23 protein-coding genes are annotated in these 25,964 nt (G+C 70.9%); 9 read left to right on the plus strand and 14 right to left on the minus strand.

Annotated elements, in window-relative coordinates; translation table 11 throughout:
* Positions 1-36: 36 nt before the first annotated feature.
* Positions 37-2,616: a valine--tRNA ligase gene (gene valS, locus BUE43_RS14790; RefSeq protein WP_073483394.1), complete on the minus strand. Its 2,580-nt coding sequence runs from the start codon at positions 2,614-2,616 to the stop codon at positions 37-39.
* 158 nt (positions 2,617-2,774) lie between these two features.
* Here valS and BUE43_RS33490 point away from each other — a divergent pair, with 158 nt between their 5' ends.
* Positions 2,775-3,362 carry a glycosyltransferase family A protein gene (locus BUE43_RS33490; RefSeq protein WP_073483396.1) on the plus strand — a complete coding sequence of 196 codons (588 nt, stop codon included), beginning with the start codon at positions 2,775-2,777 and terminating at the stop codon, positions 3,360-3,362.
* A 117-nt stretch (positions 3,363-3,479) separates the two neighbouring features.
* The gene (locus tag BUE43_RS14800) at positions 3,480-4,214 is read left to right on the plus strand and encodes a dienelactone hydrolase family protein (RefSeq protein ID WP_073483398.1); all 735 of its coding nucleotides are present in this window, start codon (positions 3,480-3,482) and stop codon (positions 4,212-4,214) included.
* A gap of 106 nt (positions 4,215-4,320) precedes the next feature.
* Here the strand turns inward: BUE43_RS14800 and BUE43_RS14805 are convergent, their stop codons facing one another.
* Entirely contained in the window at positions 4,321-4,881 is a 561-nt protein-coding gene (locus BUE43_RS14805; RefSeq protein WP_073483400.1) for a dihydrofolate reductase family protein, read from the minus strand.
* Positions 4,882-4,976: 95 nt separating this feature from the next.
* Positions 4,977-5,534 carry a GNAT family N-acetyltransferase gene (locus BUE43_RS14810; RefSeq protein ID WP_073483402.1) on the minus strand — a complete coding sequence of 186 codons (558 nt, stop codon included), beginning with the start codon at positions 5,532-5,534 and terminating at the stop codon, positions 4,977-4,979.
* A gap of 137 nt (positions 5,535-5,671) precedes the next feature.
* On the opposite strand from BUE43_RS14810, the gene BUE43_RS14815 reads away from it, so the two are divergent.
* Positions 5,672-6,550 (plus strand): alpha/beta fold hydrolase, encoded by an 879-nt coding sequence (locus tag BUE43_RS14815; protein ID WP_073483404.1) that lies wholly within the window; start codon positions 5,672-5,674, stop codon positions 6,548-6,550.
* A gap of 41 nt (positions 6,551-6,591) precedes the next feature.
* Here the strand turns inward: BUE43_RS14815 and BUE43_RS14820 are convergent, their stop codons facing one another.
* Entirely contained in the window at positions 6,592-7,125 is a 534-nt protein-coding gene (locus BUE43_RS14820; RefSeq protein WP_073483405.1) for a TetR/AcrR family transcriptional regulator C-terminal domain-containing protein, read from the minus strand.
* Between the two features lie 89 nt (positions 7,126-7,214).
* Between BUE43_RS14820 and BUE43_RS14825 the strand changes: the two genes are divergently transcribed.
* Positions 7,215-8,309, plus strand: a complete 1,095-nt coding sequence (locus tag BUE43_RS14825; protein WP_073483407.1) for an FAD-dependent oxidoreductase — start codon at positions 7,215-7,217, stop codon at positions 8,307-8,309.
* A gap of 101 nt (positions 8,310-8,410) precedes the next feature.
* On the opposite strand, the gene BUE43_RS14830 is transcribed toward BUE43_RS14825, so the two are convergent.
* Together BUE43_RS14830 and BUE43_RS14835 are read right to left on the minus strand one after the other, a co-directional pair.
* Positions 8,411-9,583 carry a Cmx/CmrA family chloramphenicol efflux MFS transporter gene (locus BUE43_RS14830; RefSeq protein WP_073483409.1) on the minus strand — a complete coding sequence of 391 codons (1,173 nt, stop codon included), beginning with the start codon at positions 9,581-9,583 and terminating at the stop codon, positions 8,411-8,413.
* 370 nt (positions 9,584-9,953) lie between these two features.
* Positions 9,954-11,381 carry an aminotransferase-like domain-containing protein gene (locus BUE43_RS14835; RefSeq protein WP_073483412.1) on the minus strand — a complete coding sequence of 476 codons (1,428 nt, stop codon included), beginning with the start codon at positions 11,379-11,381 and terminating at the stop codon, positions 9,954-9,956.
* A 31-nt stretch (positions 11,382-11,412) separates the two neighbouring features.
* On the opposite strand from BUE43_RS14835, the gene BUE43_RS14840 reads away from it, so the two are divergent.
* A complete protein-coding gene (locus BUE43_RS14840) occupies positions 11,413-12,396 on the plus strand; it encodes a DMT family transporter (RefSeq protein ID WP_234995728.1) in 984 nt (327 codons plus the stop codon).
* Between the two features lie 172 nt (positions 12,397-12,568).
* Positions 12,569-13,441, plus strand: coding sequence for a polysaccharide deacetylase family protein (locus BUE43_RS14845; protein WP_073483414.1), 873 nt, complete (start codon positions 12,569-12,571; stop codon positions 13,439-13,441).
* 159 nt (positions 13,442-13,600) lie between these two features.
* Here BUE43_RS14845 and BUE43_RS14850 read toward each other — a convergent pair whose 3' ends face one another.
* The 4 genes from BUE43_RS14850 to BUE43_RS14865 all read right to left on the minus strand — a co-directional run bounded on the left by BUE43_RS14850 (position 13,601) and on the right by BUE43_RS14865 (position 18,456).
* Positions 13,601-14,845: a DNA sulfur modification protein DndB gene (locus BUE43_RS14850; protein ID WP_234995729.1), complete on the minus strand. Its 1,245-nt coding sequence runs from the start codon at positions 14,843-14,845 to the stop codon at positions 13,601-13,603.
* Between the two features lie 587 nt (positions 14,846-15,432).
* Entirely contained in the window at positions 15,433-16,326 is an 894-nt protein-coding gene (locus BUE43_RS14855; RefSeq protein WP_073483418.1) for a carbon-nitrogen hydrolase family protein, read from the minus strand.
* A gap of 139 nt (positions 16,327-16,465) precedes the next feature.
* On the minus strand, positions 16,466-17,044 hold the full coding sequence (locus BUE43_RS14860) for a ClpP family protease (RefSeq protein WP_407697123.1): 579 nt from the start codon (positions 17,042-17,044) through the stop codon (positions 16,466-16,468).
* Between the two features lie 239 nt (positions 17,045-17,283).
* Positions 17,284-18,456, minus strand: a complete 1,173-nt coding sequence (locus BUE43_RS14865; protein WP_083959695.1) for an FAD-dependent oxidoreductase — start codon at positions 18,454-18,456, stop codon at positions 17,284-17,286.
* Positions 18,457-18,597: 141 nt separating this feature from the next.
* On the opposite strand from BUE43_RS14865, the gene BUE43_RS14870 reads away from it, so the two are divergent.
* Together BUE43_RS14870 and BUE43_RS14875 are read left to right on the plus strand one after the other, a co-directional pair.
* A complete protein-coding gene (locus tag BUE43_RS14870) occupies positions 18,598-19,182 on the plus strand; it encodes a TetR/AcrR family transcriptional regulator (RefSeq protein ID WP_073483422.1) in 585 nt (194 codons plus the stop codon).
* 174 nt (positions 19,183-19,356) lie between these two features.
* A complete protein-coding gene (locus BUE43_RS14875; RefSeq protein WP_073483424.1) occupies positions 19,357-20,181 on the plus strand; it encodes an LLM class F420-dependent oxidoreductase in 825 nt (274 codons plus the stop codon).
* Positions 20,182-20,277: 96 nt separating this feature from the next.
* On the opposite strand, the gene BUE43_RS14880 is transcribed toward BUE43_RS14875, so the two are convergent.
* Together BUE43_RS14880 and BUE43_RS14885 are read right to left on the minus strand one after the other, a co-directional pair.
* Positions 20,278-21,729 carry an amidase gene (locus BUE43_RS14880; protein WP_073483426.1) on the minus strand — a complete coding sequence of 484 codons (1,452 nt, stop codon included), beginning with the start codon at positions 21,727-21,729 and terminating at the stop codon, positions 20,278-20,280.
* Between the two features lie 360 nt (positions 21,730-22,089).
* Positions 22,090-22,932 carry an EamA family transporter gene (locus BUE43_RS14885; protein ID WP_234995730.1) on the minus strand — a complete coding sequence of 281 codons (843 nt, stop codon included), beginning with the start codon at positions 22,930-22,932 and terminating at the stop codon, positions 22,090-22,092.
* A 140-nt stretch (positions 22,933-23,072) separates the two neighbouring features.
* Here BUE43_RS14885 and BUE43_RS14890 point away from each other — a divergent pair, with 140 nt between their 5' ends.
* A complete protein-coding gene (locus BUE43_RS14890) occupies positions 23,073-23,942 on the plus strand; it encodes a LysR family transcriptional regulator (protein WP_073483430.1) in 870 nt (289 codons plus the stop codon).
* A 163-nt stretch (positions 23,943-24,105) separates the two neighbouring features.
* Here BUE43_RS14890 and BUE43_RS14895 read toward each other — a convergent pair whose 3' ends face one another.
* Together BUE43_RS14895 and BUE43_RS14900 are read right to left on the minus strand one after the other, a co-directional pair.
* Positions 24,106-25,017 carry a helix-turn-helix domain-containing protein gene (locus tag BUE43_RS14895; RefSeq protein WP_327083451.1) on the minus strand — a complete coding sequence of 304 codons (912 nt, stop codon included), beginning with the start codon at positions 25,015-25,017 and terminating at the stop codon, positions 24,106-24,108.
* Positions 25,018-25,113: 96 nt separating this feature from the next.
* Complete coding sequence (locus tag BUE43_RS14900; protein ID WP_073483432.1) at positions 25,114-25,935, minus strand: alpha/beta fold hydrolase; 822 nt, start codon at positions 25,933-25,935, stop codon at positions 25,114-25,116.
* Positions 25,936-25,964 lie beyond the last annotated feature (29 nt).

Consider the following 25,964-nt stretch of genomic DNA (forward strand, 5'->3'; position numbering starts at 1 on the left):
TCAAGGTGTCAGTGGCTTCCCATCACGGTCTTCTCGTCAGATCCCGCGTCCTGGTGGCTTCTGTTCGGGCGCGAGCACAACCTCGACGCGGAGCTCCTGCTCGGGGACTGGCGACAGACTGAGGTTCTCGATGTTGCCAGCGGCCACCAGATCAGCCGTGAGGGCACTGATCACGTTGAGGGCGCTGGGTTCTCCCGCGATCACGACCTTGCTGACAGGAGTGCGCATCGAGCGCCTGGCCTCGGACTTGGCCTTGCGGACCGCGCCAATCACAGCGCTGGCCAGGGAGGCCGTGGACGCGTGGTCGGCGGAGATCCTGTCGTCCTTCGACGGCCAGGGTGCGGTGTGGATCGAGTGGTCGTGCCACCAGGACCACGCCTCTTCGGTGCTGTAGGGAAGGAACGGTGCGAACAGGCGCAGCAAGGCGGACAAGGCGGTGCGGAGCGCGAGGCGCGCCGACTGGGTGGGGTCGGCGGTGTCATCGCCGTAGGCGCGTTGCTTGACCAGTTCCAGGTAGTCGTCGCAGAAGAACCAGAAGAAGCGCTCGGCGCGTTCGAGGGCGGTCGTGTACTCGAAGTTCTCCAGGGCGACGGTGGCCTGCGTGATCACGTCGTTGAGCAGGCCCAGCATGGCGCGGTCCAGTGGTGCGCTCACCTCGGCGTCGTCAGCCGGGGCGGGGAAGCCGAGCACGAACTTGCTGGCGTTGAGGACCTTGGTCGCCAGCCGCCGTCCGATCTTCATCTGGCCCTGGTCGAAGGCGGTGTCGGTGCCGGGCCGTCCGTTGGCCGCCCAGTACCGGACCGCATCGGAGCTGAACTGGTCGAGCAGGCCGACGGGAGTGACGACGTTGCCCTTGGACTTGCTCATCTTCTTCCGGTCGGGATCGAGAATCCAGCCGGAGAGGGCGGTGTGACGCCACGGCAGCGTGTGGGCGTCCAGCTCCGCGCGCAGGACTGTGGCGAACAGCCAGGTGCGAATGATGTCGTGGGCCTGGGGCCGCAGGTCCATGGGGAAGGTCTGCGCGTACAGGTCGGGATCGTGCTCCCAGCCGCACACGATCTGCGGAGTGAGGGAGGAGGTCGCCCAGGTGTCCATGACATCGGTCTCCCCGACGAATCCCCCTGGCTTCCCCCGTTGGTCCGCGCTGTATCCCACGGGAGTGTCGGAGGAGGGGTCGACCGGAAGCGCGTCCTCGTTGGGCAGGATGGGCGCCTCGTAGTTCGGCTCCCCGTTCTCGTCGAGCGGGTACCACACGGGGAAGGGGACACCGAAGAACCGTTGGCGGCTGATCAACCAGTCGCTGTTGAGACCCCGCACCCAGTCGTCGTAGCGGGCCTTCATGTAGGCGGGGTGCCACCGCAACTGCTCACCCCGCTCAAGCAGCGCCTCCTGGTGTTCGACCGAGCGGACGAACCACTGCCGACTGGAGACGATCTCCAGCGGCTTGTCGCCCTTCTCGTAGAACTTGACCGGTCGGACGGTCCTGCGTGGCTCGCCGTCGAGATCGCCGGACTCGCGTAGCATCGCGACGACGCGCTCCCGGGCAGTGTGCACGGTCGTGCCCGCGATTTCCGCATACGCCTCGCGGCCACGCGCGCTGGTCAGTCCGTTGGGCGGGTCGGCCAGGAGGCGCCCGTCCCGCCCGATGACCGAGCGTGTGGCAAGCCGTAGTTCGCGCCACCACTGCACGTCCGTGAGGTCACCGAAGGTGCAGCACATCGCGATACCCGCGCCCCGGTCGGGTTCGGCAGCTGGATGGGGCAGAACGGGCACTTCGACACCGAACACCGGGGAGACCACAGTGGTGCCGAACAGAGCCTGGTAGCGCTCGTCCTCGGGATGGGCGATGAGCGCCACGCACGCGGGCAGCAACTCGGGACGCGTGGTCTCCACGAACACAGCCGGGGCTCCATCGCCGCGGTGGAACCTGATCCGATGCCACGCCCCGGGGTGTTCCCGGTCCTCCAACTCGGCTTGTGCGACCGCGGTGCGAAAACCGACGTCCCACAACGTGGGGGCCTCCGCCTGGTACACCTCGCCAGCTCGGAGCAGACGGAGGAACGACAGCTGGGAGACGCGCTGCGCGCGCCGACCGATGGTCGTGTAGGTCATGGACCAGTCCACCGAGAGCCCCAGACGACGCCAGAGCGACTCGAACGCCTTCTCGTCCTCGGCGGTGAGCCGCTCGCACAGCTCCACGAAGTTGCGGCGCGACACGTCCAGGACCGGCCGCTCGCCCTTCTTCGCCACAGGTTCGGGCACTTCGAAGGTCGAGTCGTACGGCAGCGACGGCTCGCAGCGCACCCCGAAGTAGTTCTGGACCCGGCGCTCGGTGGGTAGACCGTTGTCGTCCCAGCCCATCGGGTAGAAGACGTGCTTGCCGCGCATGCGTTGGAAGCGCGCGACGATGTCGGTGTGGGTGTAGGAGAAGACGTGCCCCACGTGGAGCGAGCCACTCACCGTGGGCGGTGGGGTGTCGATCGAGAAGACCGCAGCCCGCTGTCCCGGGGCGCGAAAGCGGTATACACCCTCACGTTCCCACCGATCGGCCCACTTGGCCTCCAAGCCTTCCAGTGAAGGCCGCTCGGGCACATTCGGCGTGATCTCGGAGGACACGTCTTTCGCCACCTCATCCAGCAGATCGCACTCGTTCAGCGGTTGTGGGCATCGGCGAGCAGCCAGTGAGCTTGACTGGCCCGGCACGCCTGGCCACGAAGAGTAAGCGTAGCCGGCACGTTCCGTGCGTCTTACCCAGACTGATCGCGACTTTCAACGTGTGCTCGTCCGACGACGGTTCTGCCCCGCCAGCGCCGGTTGATCCGAATCTGTGGCGCGACGCAGCTCAAGAGGTGGTCCTGGTTCGCCATCGCGCCCACTACGGCGGGGCTGCTGCCCTCAACACCGGCTGTCTGCTGGCGTCTGGAGACAACATCGTCATGCTCGACGCCGACATGGCCGTTCTGGCCTGCCTTGTCGCCGGCTTCCGCCGCACGCTCGCCGTCAGCGACGAACTCTGCGTCGTGGGGCTTCCCTGGTACCGCGCCACTGAACAGCGATGGCGTTTCTTCCCGCTTCCACGCGTGCCGACGACTGACGTGCTCAGGTTGAGCCGAACGAGACCTTTCAGGTCCTCACCGTCGACCCGCACCAAGCTCAGCCTGAACGGCGGGTGTTCCGCCTTCTGGAGGAGACACAGCAGTGGCGAGAGTTCGCCGCCGTGGCCACCGAAACACTCCTCGGTGAGCACGATCGATGAACCCGTCGTGGTGCGGGAGTGGTGCAGGGGTGGGCTACGCTGGGCGGCGATGATCACCGGGACGGCATTGCGCCACACACGGATTGGTGACCCGGTGCCCTCCTGAGCGCCGTGCGGGCCGGGGTGGGCCCGTTGCTCGGTCGAGGGTCTCGCGCCGCGGCGCGGGCTCCACCTCCGTCGTGTTGATCTCAGGTTCGACAGGTCAACCACGACAGGAGAAGTCATGCCCATCAAGGCTCTGCGGATTCCCACCACCGATGGCGAGGCCGATGCCTTCGCCGCCTTCCCCGACCACGGCGAGCGGCACCCCGGGGTGCTGATGTACGCGGACGGCTTCGGCATCCGGCCCGTGCTGCGGGAGATGGCCCTCGAACTGGCCGGGCACGGGTACTACGTGCTCGTCCCCAACTTCTTCTACCGTCACGGCCCGGCGCCGGTGATCGAGCTTCCCGAGCACATCGGAGAAGAGATCCGGCCCGCGGTCTTCGCCCAGCTGATGCCGTTGATCGAGGCGCACACCACTGAACGCGCCCTGAGCGACGCCAAGGCATATCTCAGGTTCCTCACCGCCCAGCCCGAGGTCAGCGCCGGGCCGGTCGCGGTGACCGGCTACTGCATCGGCGGTCTCCTGGCGGTGCGCACCGCGGTGGCCCACCCCGACCAGGTAGCCGCGATCGCCGCGTTCCACGGCCCGGTGGGCGCTGACGGACCCGAGAGCCTCGCCAAGCTCACCGCCCAGGTCCACTTCGGCCACGCCGAAACCGACATCACGCCCGAGGCCCTCGACGGGCTCAACCAGGCCCTCGATGCCGCGGGTGTCGACTACACCTCCGAGATCTACCCCGGCACCGTCCACGGCTTCACCATGTCCGACACCGACGCCTTCGACCCGGCGGCGTTGCGACGCCACTGGGACCGCCTGCTCCCTCTCCTCGGCCGTGCCCTGACCAACAGCTGAGAGTCCGGCTCGGACACCAGACCCGAACGCCGGAACCAGAAAACCCGGTTCGGTCGCCGGCCGCGCAGTAGCGGTCGGCGACCGTCGTCGGTGTCCGCGAACGCGGTCAGGAGCGTCGGGGTTCGAAGTGCAGCAGGGCGATCCCGCACTCGAAGGCGCGGGTGGCGACCAGACGGAGCCGCTGGTGGGCGCCGGTGTCGGGGAAGACGGGGATTCCGGAGCCGATCGCGGTCGGGTTGACGAACAGGTGGAGCTCGTCGACCAGGTTCTCGGCGATCAGGCTGGAGACCAGCTCCCCGCCGCCGTAGGCGATCAGGTCGCCGCCGGGCTGGGACTTGAGGCGGGTCACGGTCTCGACGAGGTCGGCGGCGACGACGGTGTTCTCCCACGGCGACTCGGTGAGGGTCCGGGAGATCACGACCTTGGGCGTGTTGTTGATCTTCTCGACGCCCTCCTGGGGCTCGCCCTCCGGCTGCGACGCCCAGTGCGGGATGAAGTCCTCGGCGAGCTTGCGGCCCAGCACGATGCGGTCGACCGGGTCGGTGAGGGCCGTGACGTAGGCGTTGAGGTCGTCGCTCCAGGGGAAGGTCAGCCAGTCCAGCTCGCCGTTCGGGCCGCCCATGTAGCCGTCGGCGCTGGTGTGGACCTGGAGCTTGAACGTGCGCACGAGGTGTTTCCTCTCGGGGGTTCGCGGGCGGGCCGCTCCTGGCCCGGCCCGGTTGCGCGCACGCTAGCGACCGACACCGACAGAAGATCGGGACGTCAGCTCGCGGTACTGGAAGGCATGGCCGGGGACCACACGCCGAACCACTGCTCGGCGCCGTACTCCTCGAACCGCTCCACCTCGGTGAACCCCAGCTTCGCGGCGAGGCGCATGCCGCGGTCGTTGGCGCTCTGGGTGCACAGCACCACCGGCTCGCCGGGAAACGCGTCGGCGAACCAGCCCAGTGCCGCCACGCAGGCCTCGGCGGCGTACCCCTGTCCCCACGCCGTGGGCAGGAACAGGTAGCCGAGCTCGGCCTCCCCGCCGTCCGGGCGGAGGTGACCCCGACGCTCCGGGGCGCGCCGGTCGAGCGTGACCATGCCGATCATCGCGCCGTCGAGTTCGACCACGAAGAAGCCGGGGCGCCGCCCCGGCACCTCGGGCACCACGCGTTCGAGCTCCGCACGCGGCCGAGCGCCGCCGACGTAGGCGCCCACCTCCGGCGAGGCGAACAACTCGATGAGCGCCGCGCGGTCCCGGGCCTCGGACTCGCGCAGCACGAGCCGGTCGGTTCTGATCGGCGCTGGTGGCCAGGCAACGGGTCCGAGATCAGGCATGGCAGGCAACCTAGCGCAGACCCGCCGACCGTCTATCCTTACCTAAGAGTCCCTACAAATGAGATAGTTAGGTATTTATGGGGGTGTTACGGTCCCTGTTCGGGTCTGGCCCCGCACCCCGAGGAAGGAGTCGGAACATGAGTGAGATCTACCGGTCCGAGGCCGGAGCCCGTCTGCTGCGCGAGAGCTACCTCGCGGCGCTGGAGCACTGGCCGGTCGACCACGAGCGTCTCCGCGTGCCCACCCCCGAGGGGGAGACCTCCGTGATCGTCTGCGGCCCCGCCACCGCTCCGCCCCTGGTGCTGCTGCACGGCTCGGGGAGCAACTCCACCGAGTGGATGAGCCGGGTCGCCGACCTCGCGCGGCACTTCCGGGTCCACTCGGTCGACCTGATCGGCGAGCCCGGCCTCAGCGCGCCGTCCCGTCCGCCGCTGGCGTCCGGCCGGTACCCGGAGTGGGTGGCGGCCGTGCTGGACTTCCTCGGCCTGGAGCGGGTTCGGCTCATGGGCATGTCGTTGGGCGGCTGGGTGGCGCTGGGCTTCGCCACCCGGTGGCCCGGCAGGGTGGAGCGCCTGGCGCTGGTGTGCCCGGTGGGCGTCGGCAGGCAGAAGAAGGGCTTCCTGCCCAAGGCGATCCTGCTGAACCTGCTCGGCTCCGCCGGCCAGCGCAGGTCGGTGGCGCTGGCCCTCGGCCCCGCGCTGTCGACCCTGCCGCCGGCGACGGCGGAGATGGTGGTCGACCAGGTGCTGCTCGTGACGAGGAACTTCCGGCACCGCACCGAGAAGGTGCCCGTGTTCGGCGACGACGCGTTGCGGCGGCTGACCATGCCGGTCCACGTCATCGCCGGTCAGTGCGACGTCATGCTGGACTCCCGGGAGACCCAGCGGCGGATCGAAGCCGCTGTGCCGCACGCGACGGTGCGACTGCTGCCGGACGTCGGCCACTTCGTTCCCTTCCAGGCCACCGAGGAGCTGGAGTTCCTGACGGGCACTGGCCGGGAGGCGCGGCGCGCCTGAGGCGGCGCGGGGCGCGCCGGGGCGCGGTCAACGGAGCTGGGTCAGCGGGGCCGCAGTCCATTGAGGACGATGGCGAGCCCGGCGGCGAAGGCGTGGTCGCGGTCGGACCTCGCGATTCTGTCGATCTTGCGGGCCTGCTCCTCGATGGTGAAACCGTTGACGTAGCTGGTGATCGCGTCCGCGCCGACGTTGGCCTCGTCGGTGGACAGGCCGGTCTCGCGCAGCACCGCGACCGTCCGCTCGAAGAAGCTCCGGCCGTTGGGTCCCGGGGTGCTCATGGTGGCGATGATCCGCGCGCCGTCGGGGTGGGCGAGCATGGCGTCGCGGTGCGCCCCGGCGAGTGCCCGGAGTTTGTCGTCCCAGTCGGCGTCGGGCAGCGGCATGGTGGCCGCCTCGGCGATGATCCGGTCCGCCATCGCGTCCAGCAGCGCCTGCTTGCTGGGGTAGTGCCAGTACAGGGCGCCGACGCGGACGCCGAGGCTGGTGGCCAGCCGGCGGGTGGACAGCTCGTCCAGTCCGACCTCGTCGAGCAGGGTCAGCGCGGCGTCCAGCACCACGGCCTGGGTCAGGGGCATGGGGTCAAGTCCATCACACGCCTTGCTGGTTGAACACCGCTCAAGTAGCTTGAGCACTGTTCAATTGAGCGGCGTTCAAGGAGTGCGGCGTGCGAGTCGTGGTGATCGGCGCGGGACTGGGCGGGCTGTGCCTGGCCCAGGGGCTTCGGCAGGCCGGGATCGAGGTGGACGTCTACGAGCGGGACCCCGGCGTGCACGCCCGGTTCCAGGGCTACCGGCTCGGGCTGTCCGAGGTCGGGGCCGAGGCGCTGCGCGGCTGCCTGCCCCACCACCTGCACCCGGTGCTGACGGCGATCACCGGCGAGCTGGCCGGCGACCGCCCGGTGGTGGACCCGCGCCTGGAGCCCGTCGGCGACCTCGGGCCGACGACCGGGACCGCCGTGGACCGGCACGTCCTGCGGCACCTGCTGCTCGACGGCCTCGACGTGCGCTTCGGCCACCAGCTCACCGACCACCAGGTCGGGGAGGACGGCCGGGTGCGCGTCCACTTCGCCCACGGCCAGACCACCACCGCCGACCTGCTGGTCGGCGCGGACGGCATCGGCTCGGCCGTGCGGGCCCAGCTCGCCCCGGAGATCCGGCCCGAGGACACCGGGGTCCGGTTCGTGCTCGGCCGCACCCCGCTGACCGACCGGTTCGCCCGGCTGGTGCCCGGTTTCGGCACCGTGGCCAAGGGATCGGGGCTGACCCTGATGCTGGGCCTGATGCGGTTCCGGGTCCCGCCCCGCCAGGCGGCCCCGTGGCTGCCGGACACCCCCGACTACGTGCGGTGGGTGGGGATGCCCACCTCGCCGGCCCCGTTGGCGGAGCTGATGCGGGACTGGCACCCGGACCTGCGCGCGGTGGTCGAGGCCACCGACACCGCGCACAGCGCGCAGCTGTCGATCAGGGTCGTGCGGCCGGGCGCGCGCTGGCCGCTGGGGCCGGTGACCCTGCTCGGCGACGCGATCCACGCCACCTCACCCAGCGGCGGCAACGGAGCCAACACCGCGCTGCGCGACGCGGACCTGTTGCGCCGCAACCTGATCGCCGTCGCCGCCCACCGGGGAAACCTGCTCGACGCGGTCGACGACTACGAACGACAGATGATCGACTACGGCGCCGAGGCGGTCGCCCACAGCCTGCGCGCGCTGCCCTCGTTCGTGCCCACGCCCGGCCCGGAGCCGCTTCCGACCACGCGGTAGCGCCCGCGCGGGCGCGTCCGTCCGAAGGGGAGGCGGCGGTGCACGGCGCAGGGGGTGGATGGCCGGTCGCCACAAGCGATCCGGCCACCCACCCCCTCCGGTCACGCGGTCGAAGCCAGCGACCTCGTCGTGCGCCGGCGGACCAGGTGCGCGGCGGCGCCGAGAACCAGCGCCAGGACCACCAGCGCGGCGCTGACCCAGAGCGGGGAGCGGTGGCCCAGGCCCGCGCTGATCGTGATCCCGCCCAGCCAGGGGCCCAGGGCCGCGCCCACGTTGAACGCGGCGGTGGCGAACCCGCCCGCCAGGGTCGGCGCCCCCGGCGCCGCGTAGAGCGCCTGCGAGATCAACGTCGAGCCGACCCCGAACGCCAACGCGCCCTGAACGCACACGAGCACCACCATCGCCACCGGGCTGCCGGCGGTGAGCGCGAAGACGACCCAGCCGAGCCCCAGCGCCACCCCGCCGACCACCAGCAGCGGAACCGGGCGACTGTCGGCCACCCGGCCGCTGACCGCCACGCCGACGAACGACCCCACGCCGAACAGCGCCAACAGGGCCGGCACCCACAGGGAGTCGAGGCCGGCGACCGTGGTCACCAGCAGCGCGAGGTAGGTGGAGGCGCAGAACGTCGCGCCGTTGACCAGGGCGCCCAGCAGCAGGGTCACCACCAGCCGGGGGTTGCCCAGCGCCCGCAGTTCGGCGCGCGTGGACGGGGTCGTGGTGTCGGAAGCGCGGTCCGGGACCGAGCGCAGGATCGCCACGACCGCCGGCGCCGAGACCAGGGCGATCGCCCAGAACGCCGAGCGCCACCCCCACAGCTGGCCCAGCAGCGCGCCGGCGGGAACACCCGCCACGCAGGCCAGGGTGATGCCGCCGATCAGGACCGAGGTGGCCCGGCCCTTGGCGTCGGGCGGGACCATGCCCGCCGCGGCCGCCAGGGCCACGGCCAGGAACCCGGCATTGGCCAGGGCGGCGACGATCCGCGTGGCCAGCAGCACCTCGTAGCTGGAGGTGAGCGCGCCGAGGACGTGGACGAGCAGGAAGACGACCAGGAAGGCCAGCAGCGCGCGGCGCGGCGGCCAGCGCAGGCTCAGCGCCGCCACCAGCGGCGCGCCGAGGACCATTCCGACGGCGAAGGCCGAGGTGAGCGCCCCGGCGGCCGAGAGGGAGACATTCAGGTCGGTGGCGATGTCGGGCAGCAACCCGGACAGCATGAACTCGGACGTTCCCTGGGCGAAGATCGCCAGTCCGAGGACGTAGAGAGCGAACGGCACGATGAGGACTCCGCAACCATCGAGAGGTCGACAGGGCAGGCCGCGGTGAGCGCGCGCACGAACGGAAGTGTCGCGTGTGGACACACGAGCACCGCGGGGGAGAAGCCGGGCGAGGTCAGGGAAGTGACGTCACCACGGCGGAAACAGCCCGTACGACGGTGATCCGGTGGCGGTCCTCAGCCAGCGACGCCCACGACCTTCCTCAGGGCGTGGCGGGGCGAGAACGCGGAAGAGCCACCGGATGACCGGTGGCTAGCGTCTTGACGCCTCGGGGCTGGACACGAGCGCAGGCTAGCCGCGCCGCGTTCGTCTCGTCCAGACGTTTACCGCCCGCCTCGCTCCGAGCGTCCACTGTGGACCCACGGTGGGATCACCCGTCGGCTCGCCGATCCCCGCAGCGGGCCAGCACGCGGCCGATCAGCCGGGCGCCGTCCGGGAAGCGGTCGGGGTTCGGGCCGGCGTAGTTGAGGCGGACGAACGAGCCGGAGGGCTCGGCGGGGAACCACCCGCCGCCGGGCGCGATCATCACGCCCTCGGCCTCGCAGTCGTCGGTGAGCCGGTCGAGGTCGGTCGCGTCGGGCAGCCGGGCCCAGAGGTTCAGGCCGCCGGGGGGAACGTGGTCCAGGTGTGCCTGCGGGACGTGCTCGGCCAGGCTGGCGACGAGCAGATCGCGGCGGGCCCGCAACTGGTCGCGCAGGGCGCGCAGGTGCGTGCGCCACCCAGGCTGGGTGACGACGTCGAGTGCGGCGGCCTGCAGCAGGCTGCTGACGTACATCCCTTCCGCCCCGCGGTCGGCCAGGACGCGGTCGCGCGCGGGGCCGCGGGCGACGACGGCGGCGACCCGCAGGGCCGGCGACACGCTCTTGGTCAGCGAGCGCAGGTAGACGACGTGGCCGGAGTCATCCAGCGCCGCGACCGGCCGCGCGGTGGTGTCGATCCCGAAGTCGTGAGCCCAGTCGTCCTCCACGAGGAAGGCGCCGTGGGCGCGGACGACGTCGAGGACCCGTTCGACCAGCTCCGGGGACCACTGCGCGCCGGTGGGGTTGGCGTAGTTGGGCTGCGCGTAGAACATGCGCGCCCCGGTCTCCTCGAAGGCGCGCGCGAGCTCGTCGGGGTCCGGGCCCGCCGCGCCGCTGGGCACGGGGACCACCCGCACGCCGGCCTGCGCCGCGGCGAGGATGGCGCCCCAGTAGCTGGGCGACTCCATCAGCAGCGGCTGCCCGAAACCCACCAGGGACCGGAAGATCGAACTCAGGCCGCTCTGGCTGCCGGGCAGGACCACGACGTCGCGCGGGGCCGGCGGGGTCACGCCGACCGGGGTGGCCTCGGCCAGCTCGTGGGCGAACCAGGCCCGCAACTCCGGCAGCCCGGCGACGTCGGACCGGGCCAGCGCCGCGTCGCCGCGGGCGGCCCGCGCGAGCGCGGCGCGCACCAGCCGCTCCGGGAGCAGGTCGCGGTCGGGGTAGCCGGCGTGCAGCACGATCGCGTCGGGCGAGCCGCCGCGCATCGCCGTGGACAGGACCGGGATGCGGGCCTGCGGGGCGCGCAGCGCGCCGGTCTGCCACCCGTAGTCGGGCGGGCGAACGGTCCGCGTGGCCCGGACGAACGTCCCCACGCCGGGGCGGGCCTCGACGAGCCCGAGCGCGCCGAGCGCGTGCATCGCCTTCTGGACCGTGACCGGGCCGGCGCCGTACTTCGCCATCAGCGCCCGGTTGGACGGCACCCGCGCGCCGGGGGGCGCCTGCGCGATCCACGCGCGTAGATCAGCCACGATCCGCGCGGTGTTATCGTTGGACATGTCAGGAGACGATAGCGTTACTGGAAATCGCGTGGCGGTGCTATCGCCCTCGCGGGCCGGCCTGTGGTGGGGTCTGCTGGGCGTGGTGGCGTTCTCGTTCACCGTCCCCTTCACCCGCGTCGCCGTCGGGGGCCTGTCGCCGTTGTTCATCGGCTCGGCGCGCGCCGTCGTCGCGGCGCTGTTGGCCGCCGCCGCGCTCGTCCTGACCCGGCAGCCCCTGCCGAGGGGGTGGCAGTGGGGGCGGCTGGCCGTGGTCGGCGGCGGGGTCGTCGTCGGTTTCCCGCTGTTGACCTCCTACGCGCTCACCACCGCGTCGGCCGGCCACGGCGCCGTGGTGATCGCGCTGCTCCCGGCGACCACCGCGGCGATGGCGGTGGCTCGCGGCAAGGAACGCCCGCCCGCGTCGTTCTGGGTCATGGCGGTGGCCGGCGCCCTCGCCGCGCTGGGATTCGCGTCCCTGCAGGGCGACGGGTTCGGCCGGCTGAACTGGTCGGACCTGCTGCTGTTCGCCGCGGTCGCCGCCGCGGCGGTCGGCTACGCCGAGGGCGGACTGCTCGCCCGCGAGCTCGGCTCCTGGCAGACGGTGTCCTGGGCGCTCGTGCTGTCCGCACCCCTCATGATCGCCCTGACGGTGGTGTCGGTGGTCCAGCAGCCGCCGTCGGGCACGCCGGCGCAGTGGGCGGCGTTCGCCTACCTCGCGGTGGTGAGCATGTTCCTCGGCTTCTTCGCCTGGTACCGCGGGCTGGCCATCGGCCCGATGGCGCAGGTCAGCCAGGTGCAACTGGTCCAGCCCGTGCTGAACATCGCCTGGGCGGCGCTGCTGCTGCGCGAGGAGCTGACCTGGCCGACCGTCCTCGGCGGCCTCGCCGTCATCGTCTGCGCCGGCGTCGCCGTGCGCATCCGCCTCGACCGCGACCCGGCGGGCACGGGCGGGCAGAAGCGAGCCGGGCGGACCGACAACGCTGTGGCCAGCGAGAACACCGACTCGGCCACGGATCTCCACGCGGTCCGGTAGCGGTGCTCCCGCCCGGGTCGCGGTGACCACACGCCGCGACCCGGGCAGGACTGGGGGCCCGGGACGCGGGTGTGGTCGTCCTCATACTCGGTCCACTTTGACCTTCCCACATATGTGAATGTTTGAGCATGGTCGTACCAGCGAGTCCACAGAGGACACGAGGAGGACCGTGATGGACAACCAGCTCTTCGACTACAGCCCGATCACCGAGCGCGCGCCGATCCAGTGGCCCGGTGGCGCCCGGGTCGCCTTCTACCTCGGCGTCAACGTCGAGCACTACCAGGTGGACCAGCCCTCGACCAGCATCTTCGCCGGAACCGCCGGGCTGGCGCCCGACCCGCTCAACTACGGCTGGCGCGACTACGGCCCCCGGGTGGGCATCTGGCGGCTGATCGACACCCTGGACCGGCACGGCCTGCGCGCCAGCGTGCTGCTCAACTCCGAGGTGACCCGCCACAACCCGCAGATCATCGAGGCGGGCACGGCCAGGGACTGGGCGTGGATCGCCCACGGCCGGGACAACTCCACCTTCCAGGCGGACATGACCGTCGAGGAGGAGCGCGCCTACCTGACCGACGTCGTGGAGACCATCGAGAAGGCCACCGGCCGGCGACCCCGGGGCTGGATGGGCCCGGCGCTCACCGAGACGTTCCAGACCCCGGCGCTGCTGGCCGAACTCGGCCTGAACTACGTTCTGGACTGGTGCAACGACGACCAGCCCTACCGGCTCAACGTGCCCGGCATGCTCAGCGTGCCCTACGGCATCGAGCTCAACGACATCAGCCTGTTCGTGGGCAAGAGCCTCAGCGGCCCGGACTTCGTCCAGATCGTCAAGGACCAGCTCGACCAGCTCTACGCCGACTCCGCCGACAGCGGCCGGGTCATGGCGCTGGCCGTGCACCCCTTCGTGATCAACCAGCCGTTCCGGCACAAGTACCTGGACCAGGCGCTGGAGTACGTCGTGAACCACCCCGGGGTGTGGCTGACGACCAGCGACGAGATCGCCGAGCACTACGCCAGGACCACCACCGCGCCCTCGGCGTGACCGCCGGCGCCCCGGCACCTTTTCTCACAGTCGTCTCGCTTCCGTCACAGTGACGGAAGCGAGACGACTTTCCAGATCCCGCCTCAACTGCAACGGGTCTATGACGAACGGCGCGCCGTTCCGACAGGAGGCGCGCCGTTCGCACCGTTGCTCCCCTTGTTACAAGGAAGCCGGAGCCTTCTTGTACCAGCCTGCAATCACGCTAACCAGATGCACGATGTTCTGGGTGCGCATGATTGGCGCCGCGGCGTTCGGCTCAAAATCGGCGCTCGCGTCACTCGTGCGCCAGATGCTAGTTTCCGTAACTGGCGCGGTCATATGCGGGTCCAAGCGCTTGAAAAACGCAGTGATATCATCAAGCTCCACTGGGTTCTCGCCCGCGCGCAGCTCGCGGAACACACCCCCGAGGACGCGCAACATGCCAACCGAGCCGAGCAGCGAAGTGCGGCGCAGTTCCTGGGCCAGAGTCAACTCTCCTGGCTTTCGTACCGCGTCAGGATCATCCTCAGTGATAGCAGCCAGGCTGGCGAAGGCGTTGGAGATGACGTCGAGGAAGTCCTTGACCTGCTCGATCACCTCCCCGTCGGAAAGGGTTTGCTCCGCCTTCTTGCTGATTCGTCCACCGGCTCCAGCAATGACAGCCCGAGTGATGTCGGCGACGTGCTTTGCGCCCATGAGATTCGGGTTCTTCGTCGTCATGCGGTCCTGTTCCGGGTCGACGCGCCCCTTGAGCAGGGGGTGGTCGATCACGTCGGACAGGGTCCGATTGGCAACCTTGTAGTTATCGAATCGAGCACGGACGGCACTGCTGATGCCTTTAGCATTGTCTGCAACATCGACGAACATCTGCTGAGCCTTGATCGGATCTGGCTCCACGTAGATGTCCAGGCCGACGTACTCGTTCTTCAGTCGATTCATCTGGCCGATGAGCTTCTCGCGCTCGGCCTGCAGCTTGGCGGCCTTCTCGGGGCTGACCTTGCGCGCCATCTCGCGGTCAACATTCGCGATAGCATCGGTAATGCGCTGCTTCTCGATGGAGACTCCGAGGACGCGGTGCTGCCCGTCGATCGTTCGGAGGGAGGAGATGCCGCCGATCGCCCACGGAACGGTGAGATACCCGACTGCCCCGTGCTCGTCAACTTTCTCGAACAAACAGCCACCGCTATCTCGCGCCAGAAGGGCGGGGGCGACCCAGTCCTGCTTGCTGTCGAGGTACTGGCCGAACTGCTTGGCGTGCAGCCGGTCAACCTTGCGGTTGTCCTTGTCAACGTTGTTGGGGTCAGGGATCGGCAAGATCGTGGGAAGGTCGAGGAGAGGGACACGGGTGGTGTAGACAGCCCGGCCGCCTTGCACAGTCTTGATGGCCAAGTACGTGCTGGAGTCCTGCGGCTTGGACAGACGCAACGGGTCGACGTTGATGCTGATGGTAAGCCCCCTGTCGGGTCAGTAACTCTTAAACCTCCCGATCAAGGCGCTACGGTAGCAGACAGTCAACAGCCAGGTCGGATAAGTTCTAGATCTGGGCGAGTCGTGAACCAGCCGAGACTCAGTTCGCGGTGTGCCGCCTTGGGTTGGCCCTCTTTCAGGCTCATGTATGTTGAGCTATTCGGAGTAGTTTACTAGTGCATGTCCGCTGGCGAGCAGAACTCTTCGTAGGCCCACCATGACTAGCGCCAAGTGGCTACACCAGCGAGGCGCTCGTCCATTCGGGCCAGGGGCCGAGGATGATGGGGAAGCCTCTGAACCAAGGCGGCGAACCTCGAAGCATCGAAACCCGGCAAGTAGGCACTGTCTTATAACTCAATGAACAGCTTGCCCGCCTGATCGATGGACACTACTGCGGGGAAGTGAGCACGGGGCCCGCGGGTCCGCGGTGGAGCCTCCCGTCCACTGGCTTGCAGCCCGGTCGACCTCCGCAAAACCTAGGCCTTCTGGTCGTCAACACCACCAATCTTCACGATGTGGCCAGCTGGGACGGACATTGGGTGCTCTCAGAAGGCGGTGTGGGTCTCGCTTCGGGGGTCGCCGTGCGCGACGTGGGCGTCGTACAGACCGGACCGGGCTGAGCGCCGCCACGGGCGGGCGAGGCGGAGGGCGACGTCGATGGTCGGGTCGGCGGTGTGCCGGTCGAGATCGGCCACCACGACGCCGGGCTGTCCGTCGCCGGCGCAGCGGGCCGCCCACTGGCCGCCCGGGGCGACGAGGCCGGCGGGCACGGTCGCGCTGAACTGGGCGGGAAGGGAGTAGCCCACCCAGTAGCAGTAGAGGGTCGCGTACGCCTGGGCGACCGTCGCGCGGGCGGCGTCGTCGACCATCACCGAGACCAGCACGCAGTCCACGTCCAGCCGTTCGTACTCGGCGAACAGCTCGGGGAAGCTGACCTCGACGCACACCGCGCAGCCGAACCGGAACCCGTCGACCTCGAAGACCAGGGGCCGGGTTCCCGGGGTGTACAGGAACTGGAGTTCGGTGTGGGACAGGAAACGCTTGTCGTAGCGGTCGACGAGCTGGCCCTGGTCGGAGACGACGTAGAGGCTGTTGTGCGGCCGGCGCGCACCGGAAAGCTGGTGCGGGGAACCGAAAACGGTCCAGATGCCCAGTTCGCCCGCCAGCTCGGCGATCGCTTCGGCCTCCTCGCGCATCACCGGCCACGCCGCGCGGCTCCAGTCCGCCGGGCCGACCTGGTCCGGGCCGGCGGAGGACAGCGCGTACTTGCTGGGGTAGGTGATGGCGCCCTCGGGGAACTGCACCAGCCGCGCCCCGGCGGCGCTGGCCCGACGCATCAGCGCGCGGATCTCCCGCCCGCTGGCCCGCAGGGCCCCGGAGTCGGAAGGGTCCTCCGGCACCGTGCTCTGCGCCACTGCCACCCGAATCTTCCCCGACACCCGTCGAGCCTAGAACAGGCCACGGAGTCTGGGAGAACCCGCACGAACACGGCGGAAACCCATGCCACGCACCAGAAACGGGCAGATGCCGAGGTTGGTTGGTCGGCGCGGACCGGAATCTCCGCGCCGACCAACGGGGTCAGGCGGTGGCGGCCCGCTGGTCACCGGCGACGATGTGGTCGACGAAGCCGTAGGCCAGCGCCTCCTCGGCGTCGAACCAGCGGTCCCGGTCGGCGTCGGCGGTGATCCGCTCCACGGTCTGCCCGGTCTGCTGCGCGGTGATCTCGGCGATCCGCCGCTTCATCTTGCCGAACACCTCGGCCTGGATGCGGATGTCGCTGGCCACCCCGCTGATGCCGGCCGAGGGCTGGTGCATCACGATCCGCGTGTTGGGCAGCAGGTAGCGCTTGCCCGGGGTGCCGGAGGACAGCAGGAACTGGCCCATCGAGGCCACGAAACCCATGCCCCAGGTCGAGACGTCCGGCTGGATGAGCCGCATCGTGTCGTAGATGGCCATGCCCGCGGTGACCGAGCCGCCCGGCGAGTTGATGTAGAAGGTGATGTCCTTGTCCGGGTCCTCGGCGGCCAGCAGCAACAGCTGCGCGACGATCCGGTTGGCCACCTCGTCGGTGACCTCCGAGCCGAGGAAGACGATGCGGTCCCGCAGGAGATGCTCGTAGATCGAGTCGTTGGCCGACGGTGCGACGGCGGCCCGCATCACGGGCACCAGGTGAAGAGACATGTTGCCTGCCTTGGTTGTCTGACGCCGAACGCGACCGACGGTAGGAGCCCGCCACCGGTGTTCCGGGCGGTGTTCGCTCAGGGCATGCTGGCGTTCGCCGCAAGCGATCGGCGACTGCTCCGTACGGCCGCCGATGCCTGAGCCCTCCCGTTGACCGGGTGCGGTTGGCCAATCGAACGCCGGAGTCGACCCCGCTGCCGACTGGAGCGGTGGGCTCAGCGCGCGGTCTGGTGGTGGAGCAGCCGTTCGTTGAGGTGGTGGCGCGCGGCGTCCACGTTGATGACCGTGTCCGCGGTGAGGGTGTCGGTCAGCTCTGCGCAGGCACGGGCGGCGGCCGCCGCGCGGGGCAGCATCAGGTTCTCGTAGGCGCGGACGGCCTGGTCGAGGTCGTCGTGGGCGGCGAGCGCGGTGGCCAGGTCGGCGCCGTCGAGCAGGGCGAGGTTGGCGCCGATGCCGTACGGGGGCATGAGGTGGGCCGCGTCGCCGAGCAGGGTGATGCCGGGGACGTGGTCCCAGGTGTGCCCGACGGGCAGGACGTGCAGGGGCCGGTTGACGAACCCGCCGTCGGACTCGCGGAGCAGGTCGAGCAGGCTGTCGTGCCAGCCGTCGAACACCGCGAGGAGGTGCTCGCGCACGGCCGCGGTGTCGTCGAGGTCCAGGCCGGCGGCGACGTGCCAGTCGGCCGGCACGTGGAGTCCGGCGTAGACGCGGAGGTGGCCACCGCTGTTGCGTTGGGCCGACAGCATGGTGCGGCCGGACTTCGCCGCCAGGGTGCCGTTGCCGACCAGGCGCGCCAGCGCGGGGTGGCGGGTGTCGACGTCGTCGAGGAAGGTTTCGACGATGGTGTCGCCCGTGTAGGTGGGGGTCGCGTCGGACAGCGCGGGGCGGGTCCGCGACCAGGCGCCGTCGGCGCCGACGACGAGGTCGAAGTCCTGGGTCGTGCCGTCGCCGAAGCGCAGGCGCGCGGTGCCGTCGTCGAGCGGGGCGACCCCGCGAACCGACTGTCCCCAGTGGACGGTGCCAGGGGGCAGGGAGCCCAGCAACAGGCCGCGGAGCTGGCCGCGGTCGATCTCGGGCGCGCCGCTCGCGCCGTCGGCGGGGCGCTCGTGGTGCACCAGCGCGCCGGTGATCGGGTCCAGGCCCCGCAGTTCCTGGCCTTCGGGGCGGGCCAGGGCGCGGAACTCCTCGAACAGGCCCGCGGCGCGCAGCGCGGCCTGGCCGGTGTCGACGTGCAGGTCCAGCATGCCGCCCTGCCAACGGGCGTGCGCGGAGGCCTCGCGCTCGAACACGGTCACCCGGCGGCCGTGCCGGTGGAGGATGCGGGCGCAGGCGAGGCCGCCGATACCGGCGCCGACGACCGCGATACGAGGGCTGGGGACAGCGTTCACGGCAGCGAGGTCCTTCGTGACGAGGGGGATGGGATCGCGCCGGAGGTGATCGGGGCGCGTCCCCAGGAGAACACACCATCGACCAAAAGTGCAACGGTTCAACTTTTTGTTCGTTACACCTTTGCTGGGTAGGGTGGCGGCATGACGGAGCCGACCGGGCGGCGCGAACGCAAGAAGGCCCAGACCCGCAAGGCCCTGGCCGACGCCGCGCTCGCGCTGTTCCTCGAACGCGGCTACGACGACGTCGGGGTCAGGGAGGTGGCCGAGGCGGCGGACGTGTCGGTGACCACCCTGTTCAAGTACTTCCCGAGCAAGGAGGCGCTGGTCTTCGACATCGACCAGGAGGTCGAGGCGGCGCTCGTGGCCGCCGTGCGCGACCGCGCCCCCGGCCAGCCCGTCCTGGGGGCGCTGCGCGAGCACATCCTGCACCGGGTGACCGTGGTCGCCGGGTACCCCCACGCCCCGGCCTTCACCCGCATGATCGAGAACACCCCGGCGCTGCGCGAGTACGCCCGCCGCATGTGGCTCCGCCACGAGACCGCGCTGGCCCAAGCCATCGCCGCCGAGCTCGACGCCCCCGAGGGCGACGTGGCCTGCGCCGCCCTGGCCCGGTTCGCGCTGGAGGCCGTCGAGCTGGCGCACCGGCACCCCGACCCGACCGAGGCGGTCGAGGTGATCTTCACCATGCTCGAACGCGGGTGGGCGGCCACCAGCCCCGACGCCTGAACCCCCACGCCGGGCCGGCGAACCCGACAGGCGCGGAAATGCCCGGGTTACCCGGAAAACAGCACGGACAGGAAGCGGGCGGCCCCGCGCCGACCGGACCAGGGCTGTCCGCCAGGTCGAGTCATCCCGGGCGCGGCCGGAATAGCGCGGACGACGGACGGGGTTGATCCGCACATGAAGTTCGGCTTCTCAACTTTCGTGACCGACGAGGGAATCCGCCCCGACGTGCTGGGCCGCGCGCTGGAGGAGCGCGGGTTCGACGCCGTGTTCCTGGCTGAGCACTCCCACATCCCCCGGGGGTCGACGTTCCCCGGCGGCGAGGAGCTCACGCGCGACTACTACCGGACGCTCGACCCGTTCGTCGCCCTGACCGCGGCCGCGACCAGCACCACGAACCTGTTGCTGGGCACCGGAATCGCGCTGCTGCCCCAGCGCGACGTCATCCACACCGCCAAGGAGGTCGCCACCCTCGACCTGCTCTCCGGCGGCCGCGTGATCTTCGCCGTCGGCGTGGGCTGGAACCTGGGGGAGATTCGCAACCACGGCGTCGACCCCCACACCCGCGGCCGCCGGATGGACGAGCAGTTGGCGGCGCTGAAGGTGATCTGGACCCAGGACGAGGCCGAGTTCCACGGCGAGCACGTGCGGTTCGACCCGATCCACATGTGGCCCAAGCCGGTCCAGCGGCCGCACCCGCCGATCTACATCGGTGGGAACAGCGCCGCGGCGCGGGAGCGCGTGGCCGCGCACGGCGACGGCTGGTTCCCGACCGAGCTCGCGCCGGAGAAGATCCCCGGGGTGCGGGAGTGGCTGGCCGAGCGCGGCCGCACCGACGTCGTGCTCAACGTCGTCGTCCCCCAGAACGACCCGGCGGCGCTGGAGGCCCACATCGAGGCCGGGGTGGACCGCGTGACCTTCCACTCCGGATGGCTGACGGAGGCCGACGCCCTGCGGAAACTCGACGAGCTCGCCGCCCTGACCGAGCGCTACCGCGACTGAGGCCCGCGCACCGGCAACCGACCCCCTGCCGAACCCGCGTCCGGGTTCGGCAGGGGGGTGACCGGGCGGGGGCTCACGCGATGGGAGGCGCGCGCCCTACTTCGGCGCCTGGAAGCCGCCGATCCTCTGTTCCAGCAGTTCGGCCAGCCGCAGCGGGGTGCGGTCCTCGAACGCCGGGCCGATGAGCTGCACTCCGACCGGCAGGCCCTCGGGGGACCGGCCCGCTGGCACGGCGGTGGCGGGCAGGCCGGGCATGGTGGCCAGACCAGCCCACACGAGCTGGTCGAAGTACGGGTACTCGACGCCGTCGATGTCGATCCGGCGTTCCAGCGGATTGGGCGTGTGGTCGTGCGGGAACGCGGGCGTCGGCGTGATCGGGCACACCACCACGTCGAACTCGGCGAACAGCTCCCGCCAGCCGTGGCGGTGGAGCTCGCGGCGGTTGTTCGCCTCCATCCAGTCGCGGTGGCTGAACACCATGGCGCGCAACCGCACGGCGTCAAGGCTCTGGTCGTCCGCGCTCAGGCCGGCGACGCGGGTTCGCAGCCGCTCGTACGACTCCATGGGAAAACGCGCGACGGAGCCCGAAATCAGCAACTGCATGTAGAGCGTCGCGGCTTCGGTCAGATCGGGCAGCAGCCGACTGTGCCGTTCGACGCGGGCGCCGCCGTCGACCAGCGCGTCGGCCACCCGGTTCACGCCCGCCCGCACGGCGGACCCGGTCGGGATGAGCGGGTGCTCGTCGAGGACCAGGACCCGGAAGTCGCCGAGCCGCTCGTGGCGCGCGGGCGGCAGCGTCACGTCGTGCGCCTTGCCGAACGTCAGCGGGTCCGGTCCGGCCATGACGTCGAGCAGGAGCGTGAGGTCGCGGGCGGTGCGCGCCATCGGACCGACGACGGCGAGGTCGAGGTCGACCGGCAACGCTGGTGCCGGCGGCGCGACCATGCCCCGGGGTGCCGCCAGTCCGAGCGTCGGCTTGTGCGCGTAGACACCGCAGAAGTGCGCGGGGGTGCGCAGCGAGCCGGCGATGTCGGAGCCGAGGGACAACGCGCCGAATCCGCACGCCAGGGCCGCGGCTGATCCGCCGGAGGATCCGCCCGAGGTGCGACCGTGATCCCACGGGTTGTTGGTGGTGCCGTAGATCTCGTTGAAGCTCTGGATGTCCTGCAGCCCCAAGGGCACATTGGTCTTACCGAGCACCACCGCGCCGGCGGCCCTGAGCCGTGACACCTGCACCGCGTCCTCGGCCGGCACGTAGTCCCGGTGCGGCGGCATGCCCCAGGTCGTGGGCAGCCCGGCCATGTTGTAGGACTCCTTGACCGTCACCGGAACACCGAGCAGCGGCCGATCCTCTCCGCGGGCGCGCGCCTGGTCGGCACGGCGCGCGGCGGCCCGAGCGCGGTCGAAGTCCGGAACACAGATCGCGTTGATCACCTTGTCGTCCCGCTCGACACGGGCGATCGCCTCGTCGGTCAATTCCACCGAGGTCACGTCACCGGCACGCAACGCGGCCATCATCTCTTCGGCCGACCGAAAACTCCACTCCATGAATTCGACGCTATGGGCCTGCCGCGGAGGCCATAAAATTCCGCGTCGTGCAACAGGGAGGCCGAACGGGCCACCTCCAGCGGCGCAGTCGCGCTCTCGTTCCGCCATCGAAGGTGCTCCATCGCAGGTCAGAGCGTCGATGGCGGGCACATTCCACCGGCGCAGGCCATGAGGGGCCGCGTCGTGCAACAGGACGGACGTCTCAATTCCTGTCCGCTGACCGTTGGTGTTTCTGATCGTCATTGGGTCCTGCCCAGAACATCGTTTGTCGACGGGCAATTGTCGTCACGTTCCTCGACGTCCGCTCATGCCGCCGGGAGGGCGTTCGCCAGTCCGGCTGCGCCGCCCGCACGTCCGGGTTCAGGCGTTCTTCCGGCGACGGGCGCGGCGCGCGGTGGAGGCCACGGCCGTGGCGTTGGCGGAGACGATGACCGCGATCGCCGCCCACGCCGCCCAGTCCAGTCGCTGGTCCAGCACGACCATGCCGACCAGGGCGGCCAGCACCGGGTTCACACTCATGAAGATCCCGAAGGCGGCAGCCGGCACCCGGCGCAGGGCGAGCAGGTCGGCCAGGAACGGGACCGCGGAGGACAGCACGCCGGCGGCGAGCGCGCAGCCGAGGGCGCCGGCGCTCGGCGGGTGGTGCCACAGCACCACCGCGCCGACGGGCAGGTAGAGCGCCGCCGACACCGCGGCGGCGGCCGCCGAACCCTGGGCGCCGGGCAGCCGGGCGCCGACGGTGCGGTTGAGCAGGATGTAGCTCCCCCAGCAGACCGCGGCCAGCAGGGCCAGGCCGATCCCGAGGTAGTCGGTGCTGGGCTGGGGCCGGGTGAGGACCGCGACCGCGCCGGCGGCGGCGAGCGCGCGCACCAGGTCGGCGCCCCGGCGGGAGCCGGCCAGTGCCACCGCGAGCGGGCCGAGGAACTCCAGCGTGACGGCCAGACCGAGCCCGATGCGCTGGATCGCCGAGTACAGCGACAGGTTCATGGTGGCGAACACCGCGGCCAGTGCCAGCACCGGCCACCACTGACGCGCGGTGAAGGAGCGCCAGCGGGGCCGTCCCACCGCCAACAGCACCACCCCGGCCACCCACTGGCGCACCGCCACCACGCCCACGGGTCCGATCACCGGGAAGGCCAGCGCCGCGACGGCCGCGCCGACCTGGTTGGACAGTCCGCTGCCCACCATCATCGCCGTCCCCACCCATCGACCGGAGCTCCCGGCCGCGTTCCCGTCAGGGGACGGTGCCGGCGTTTCCTGACTCTGCGTCGCCATGCGGCCAGGCTCGACAGCCCCCGCGCATACGCAAAATGCATCCGACACGTCATCGATACGGTGAACGCATGGATCTGGAGTTGCGGCATCTGCGCTGCCTGGTGGCGATCGTGGACACCGGCGGCTTCACCGACGCCGCCGTCGAGCTGGGCGTCTCCCAGGCCGCGGTCTCCCGCACCCTGCGGTCCCTGGAACAGGTGCTGGGCGTGCGACTGCTGCACCGCACCAGCCGCGCCGTCACCCCCACCACCGCCGGCGTGCAGGTCCTCGCCCGGGCCCGCCACCTGCTGGCCGAGGCCGAGAACCTGGTCCGGGAGGCCACCACGGGCCACACCCGACTGCGCATCGGCCACGCCTGGTCCGCGATGGGCCGCCACACCGCGGAGTTCCTGCGCCGCTGGGCCGACCGGTATCCCGACATCGAGCTCCACCTGGTCCGCACCAACACCGCCACCGGCGGGCTGGCCGAGGGGCGGTGCGACCTGGCCGTGGTGCGCACCGCCGTCGACACCCGCCGCTACGCCCACGCCGTCGTCGGCCACGAACGCCGTTACGTCATCATGGCCGCCGACGACCCCTGGACCCGCCGCCGGTCCCTCACCCTGGGGGAGATCCGCGACCGCGTCCTCATCGTGGACCGCCGCACGGGCACCACCACCGTCGACCTGTGGCCCGCCGACGCCCGCCCCGCCCTGGAGTTCACCCAGGACATCGACGACTGCCTCGCCGCCATCGCCACCGGCCGCTGCGTGGGGATCACCCCGCACGCCACCGTCACCCAGTACCGCCGGGACGGCATCGCCTACCGGCCCCTGCGCGACGCCGCCCCGGTCCCGGTCCAGCTCGTCTGGCGTCGCCACGACCCGCACCCGGCGACCCACGCCGCCGTCGCGCTGCTCGCCGACCTCTACCGCGAGCGACCCCGAGCGGAACCATGAGGTGCGGGGCTCGTCGCGTGGCGACGAGCCCCGCACCTCATGTTCTGGAAAACAGCTCCGACGTGTCCTCTGCGGTCCTCCGCGCTGGTCGGCCGTGGCGCCAGTGGGAGTCGCGCTCGTCGCCGGTGACCTCGATGTGCTGCGTTGATCGACCCTCGACGGGCTACGCGTGGGCGCGCAGCGCGGCGACGAGCCACTCGAACGCCGGGACGCTGGGCGGGAACGGCGGCCGGTTGTTGATCACGCCCAGCAGCTGCCAGTACCGCTCCACCCGCCGGTCGGTGAAGGTCTCCACGTCGTCGGCCATGCGGAGACGCTCCTCGGCGGGGGTGTCGGCGGGGACGATCCGGTCGAGGATCTCCTTGCCCTCAGCCGAATCCGGCGTGATGCCGGCGGTCACCGCGCCACCCGCGTGCTCCATCACGGGCCCCGGGTCGACGGCGCGCTGAGGTTCCTCGCTCCGCGCGCCGGTCACCGCCATCTGCCGAACCCGCTGCTGGAAGTCGGGATCGTCGACCAGTTCGGCCAGTTCCACCCACGCGTCGACCTGCTCGGGCGTCGGGTCCTCGGGAAGCTCGGTGGGCAGTTGGCGCATGGCGTGCGCGATGTGCGCGCCCGGAGCGTCCGGGTCGACGCCCTCGAAGGTGCGGTCGACGAACTCGTCGATGATGCGCTGCCGCTCCCGGGCGGAGAGCTGGGCCAGTTTGTGCATAAGTCTCATCTCCTCGGTGGTGCTTTTCCGTGCGGCGACCGACCGCAGCACCGCGCGACGCAACTGGAGGGTCCGGATCTCGGCGTCGAGGGCGCGCACGTGCGCCCTGGCGACGTCGGCCAGCGTGAGCTGCCCGTCCAGGACCTTCTGGACGGTGTCCAGGCCCAACCCCAGCTCGCGCAGCGTGCGCGCCAGGTCCAGACGGGCGACGGCCTCGGTGTCGTAGAGCCGGTAGCCGCCCGCCGACCGGGCGGTCGGCGGGAGGATGTCGCTGTCGGACCAGAAGCGGATGGTGCGCACCGGAAGCCCGGTGCGCTCGGCGAGCTGCCCGATGGTGAACAGCTCGCTGTGGTCGTCGATCACGGGTTCAGCCTCGACCTTCCAGCGACTGGAGACTCAACTCCATTTTCGGGCCGACGCCCGAGGGGCGCGGTCCCGTGCTCGTCACGAGCGTCGGGGCTACCGGTCGGCCCGGCGGGGGAGGCGGTCGAGGAACGTCCTGACCAGCGCGGCGAACTGGTCGCCGTGGCTGAGGTACAGGTCGTGCCCCGCGCCCTCGACGGTGACCAGTTCGGCGCCGGGCCGGCGGCGCACCATCTCCGCGCCGTGCTGCGGGGAGATCAGGGGACTGTCCCCGCCGCGCACCAGCAGCACCGGCTGCGCGCCGCCCGCCCAGTCGTCCCACCACGCGCCGCGGACGTTCCGCTTCACCTGGTCCACCTCCTCGGCGTCCCACAGGAAGTGCCAGCCGTGCTCGTCCTCGGCCGCGCTCTCGGTGAAGTGCTCGACGACCCCGAGCCGTACGGCCTGGCCGATCGCGGCGAGCAGCGCGGCCAGGGTGGGGAAGTGGCGCGGGAGGCCGAGGATCTCGGTGTCCTGGGGCACCGAGATCTCCGCGCCGATGTCCACCACGACGGCCGCCGACACCAGCTCCGGCCGCCGCGCGGCCAACTGGTAGGCGTTGATCCCGCCGAGGGAGTGGCCGAGGACGACGGCCGGTGCGAGACCGAGTTGCTCGATCACCGAGGCGGCGTCGCGCAGGAACCCCTCCCGGCCGTAGTCCGCCGGGTGGTCGGAGCGGCCGTGCCCCCGCTGGTCCACCGCGATCACCCGGTAGTCCGGCCCGAGGCGTTCGGCGAGGCCGAGGAACACCCGTCCCCTGCCGTAGGCGCCGTGCAGCGCCAGGACCGGACGACCGCTTCCGCCGGTGTCCACATAGGCCAGTTGGTGGCCTTCCGGCATGCGCAGGTACCCGGTCCTCGCGCTCTGGGCGGCGGTCATCTCGTGCTCCCCTCGTCGTCGGCGCCGGC

It is taken from the genome of Streptoalloteichus hindustanus, assembly GCF_900129375.1.
Taxonomy (GTDB): Bacteria; Actinomycetota; Actinomycetes; order Mycobacteriales; family Pseudonocardiaceae; genus Streptoalloteichus; species Streptoalloteichus hindustanus.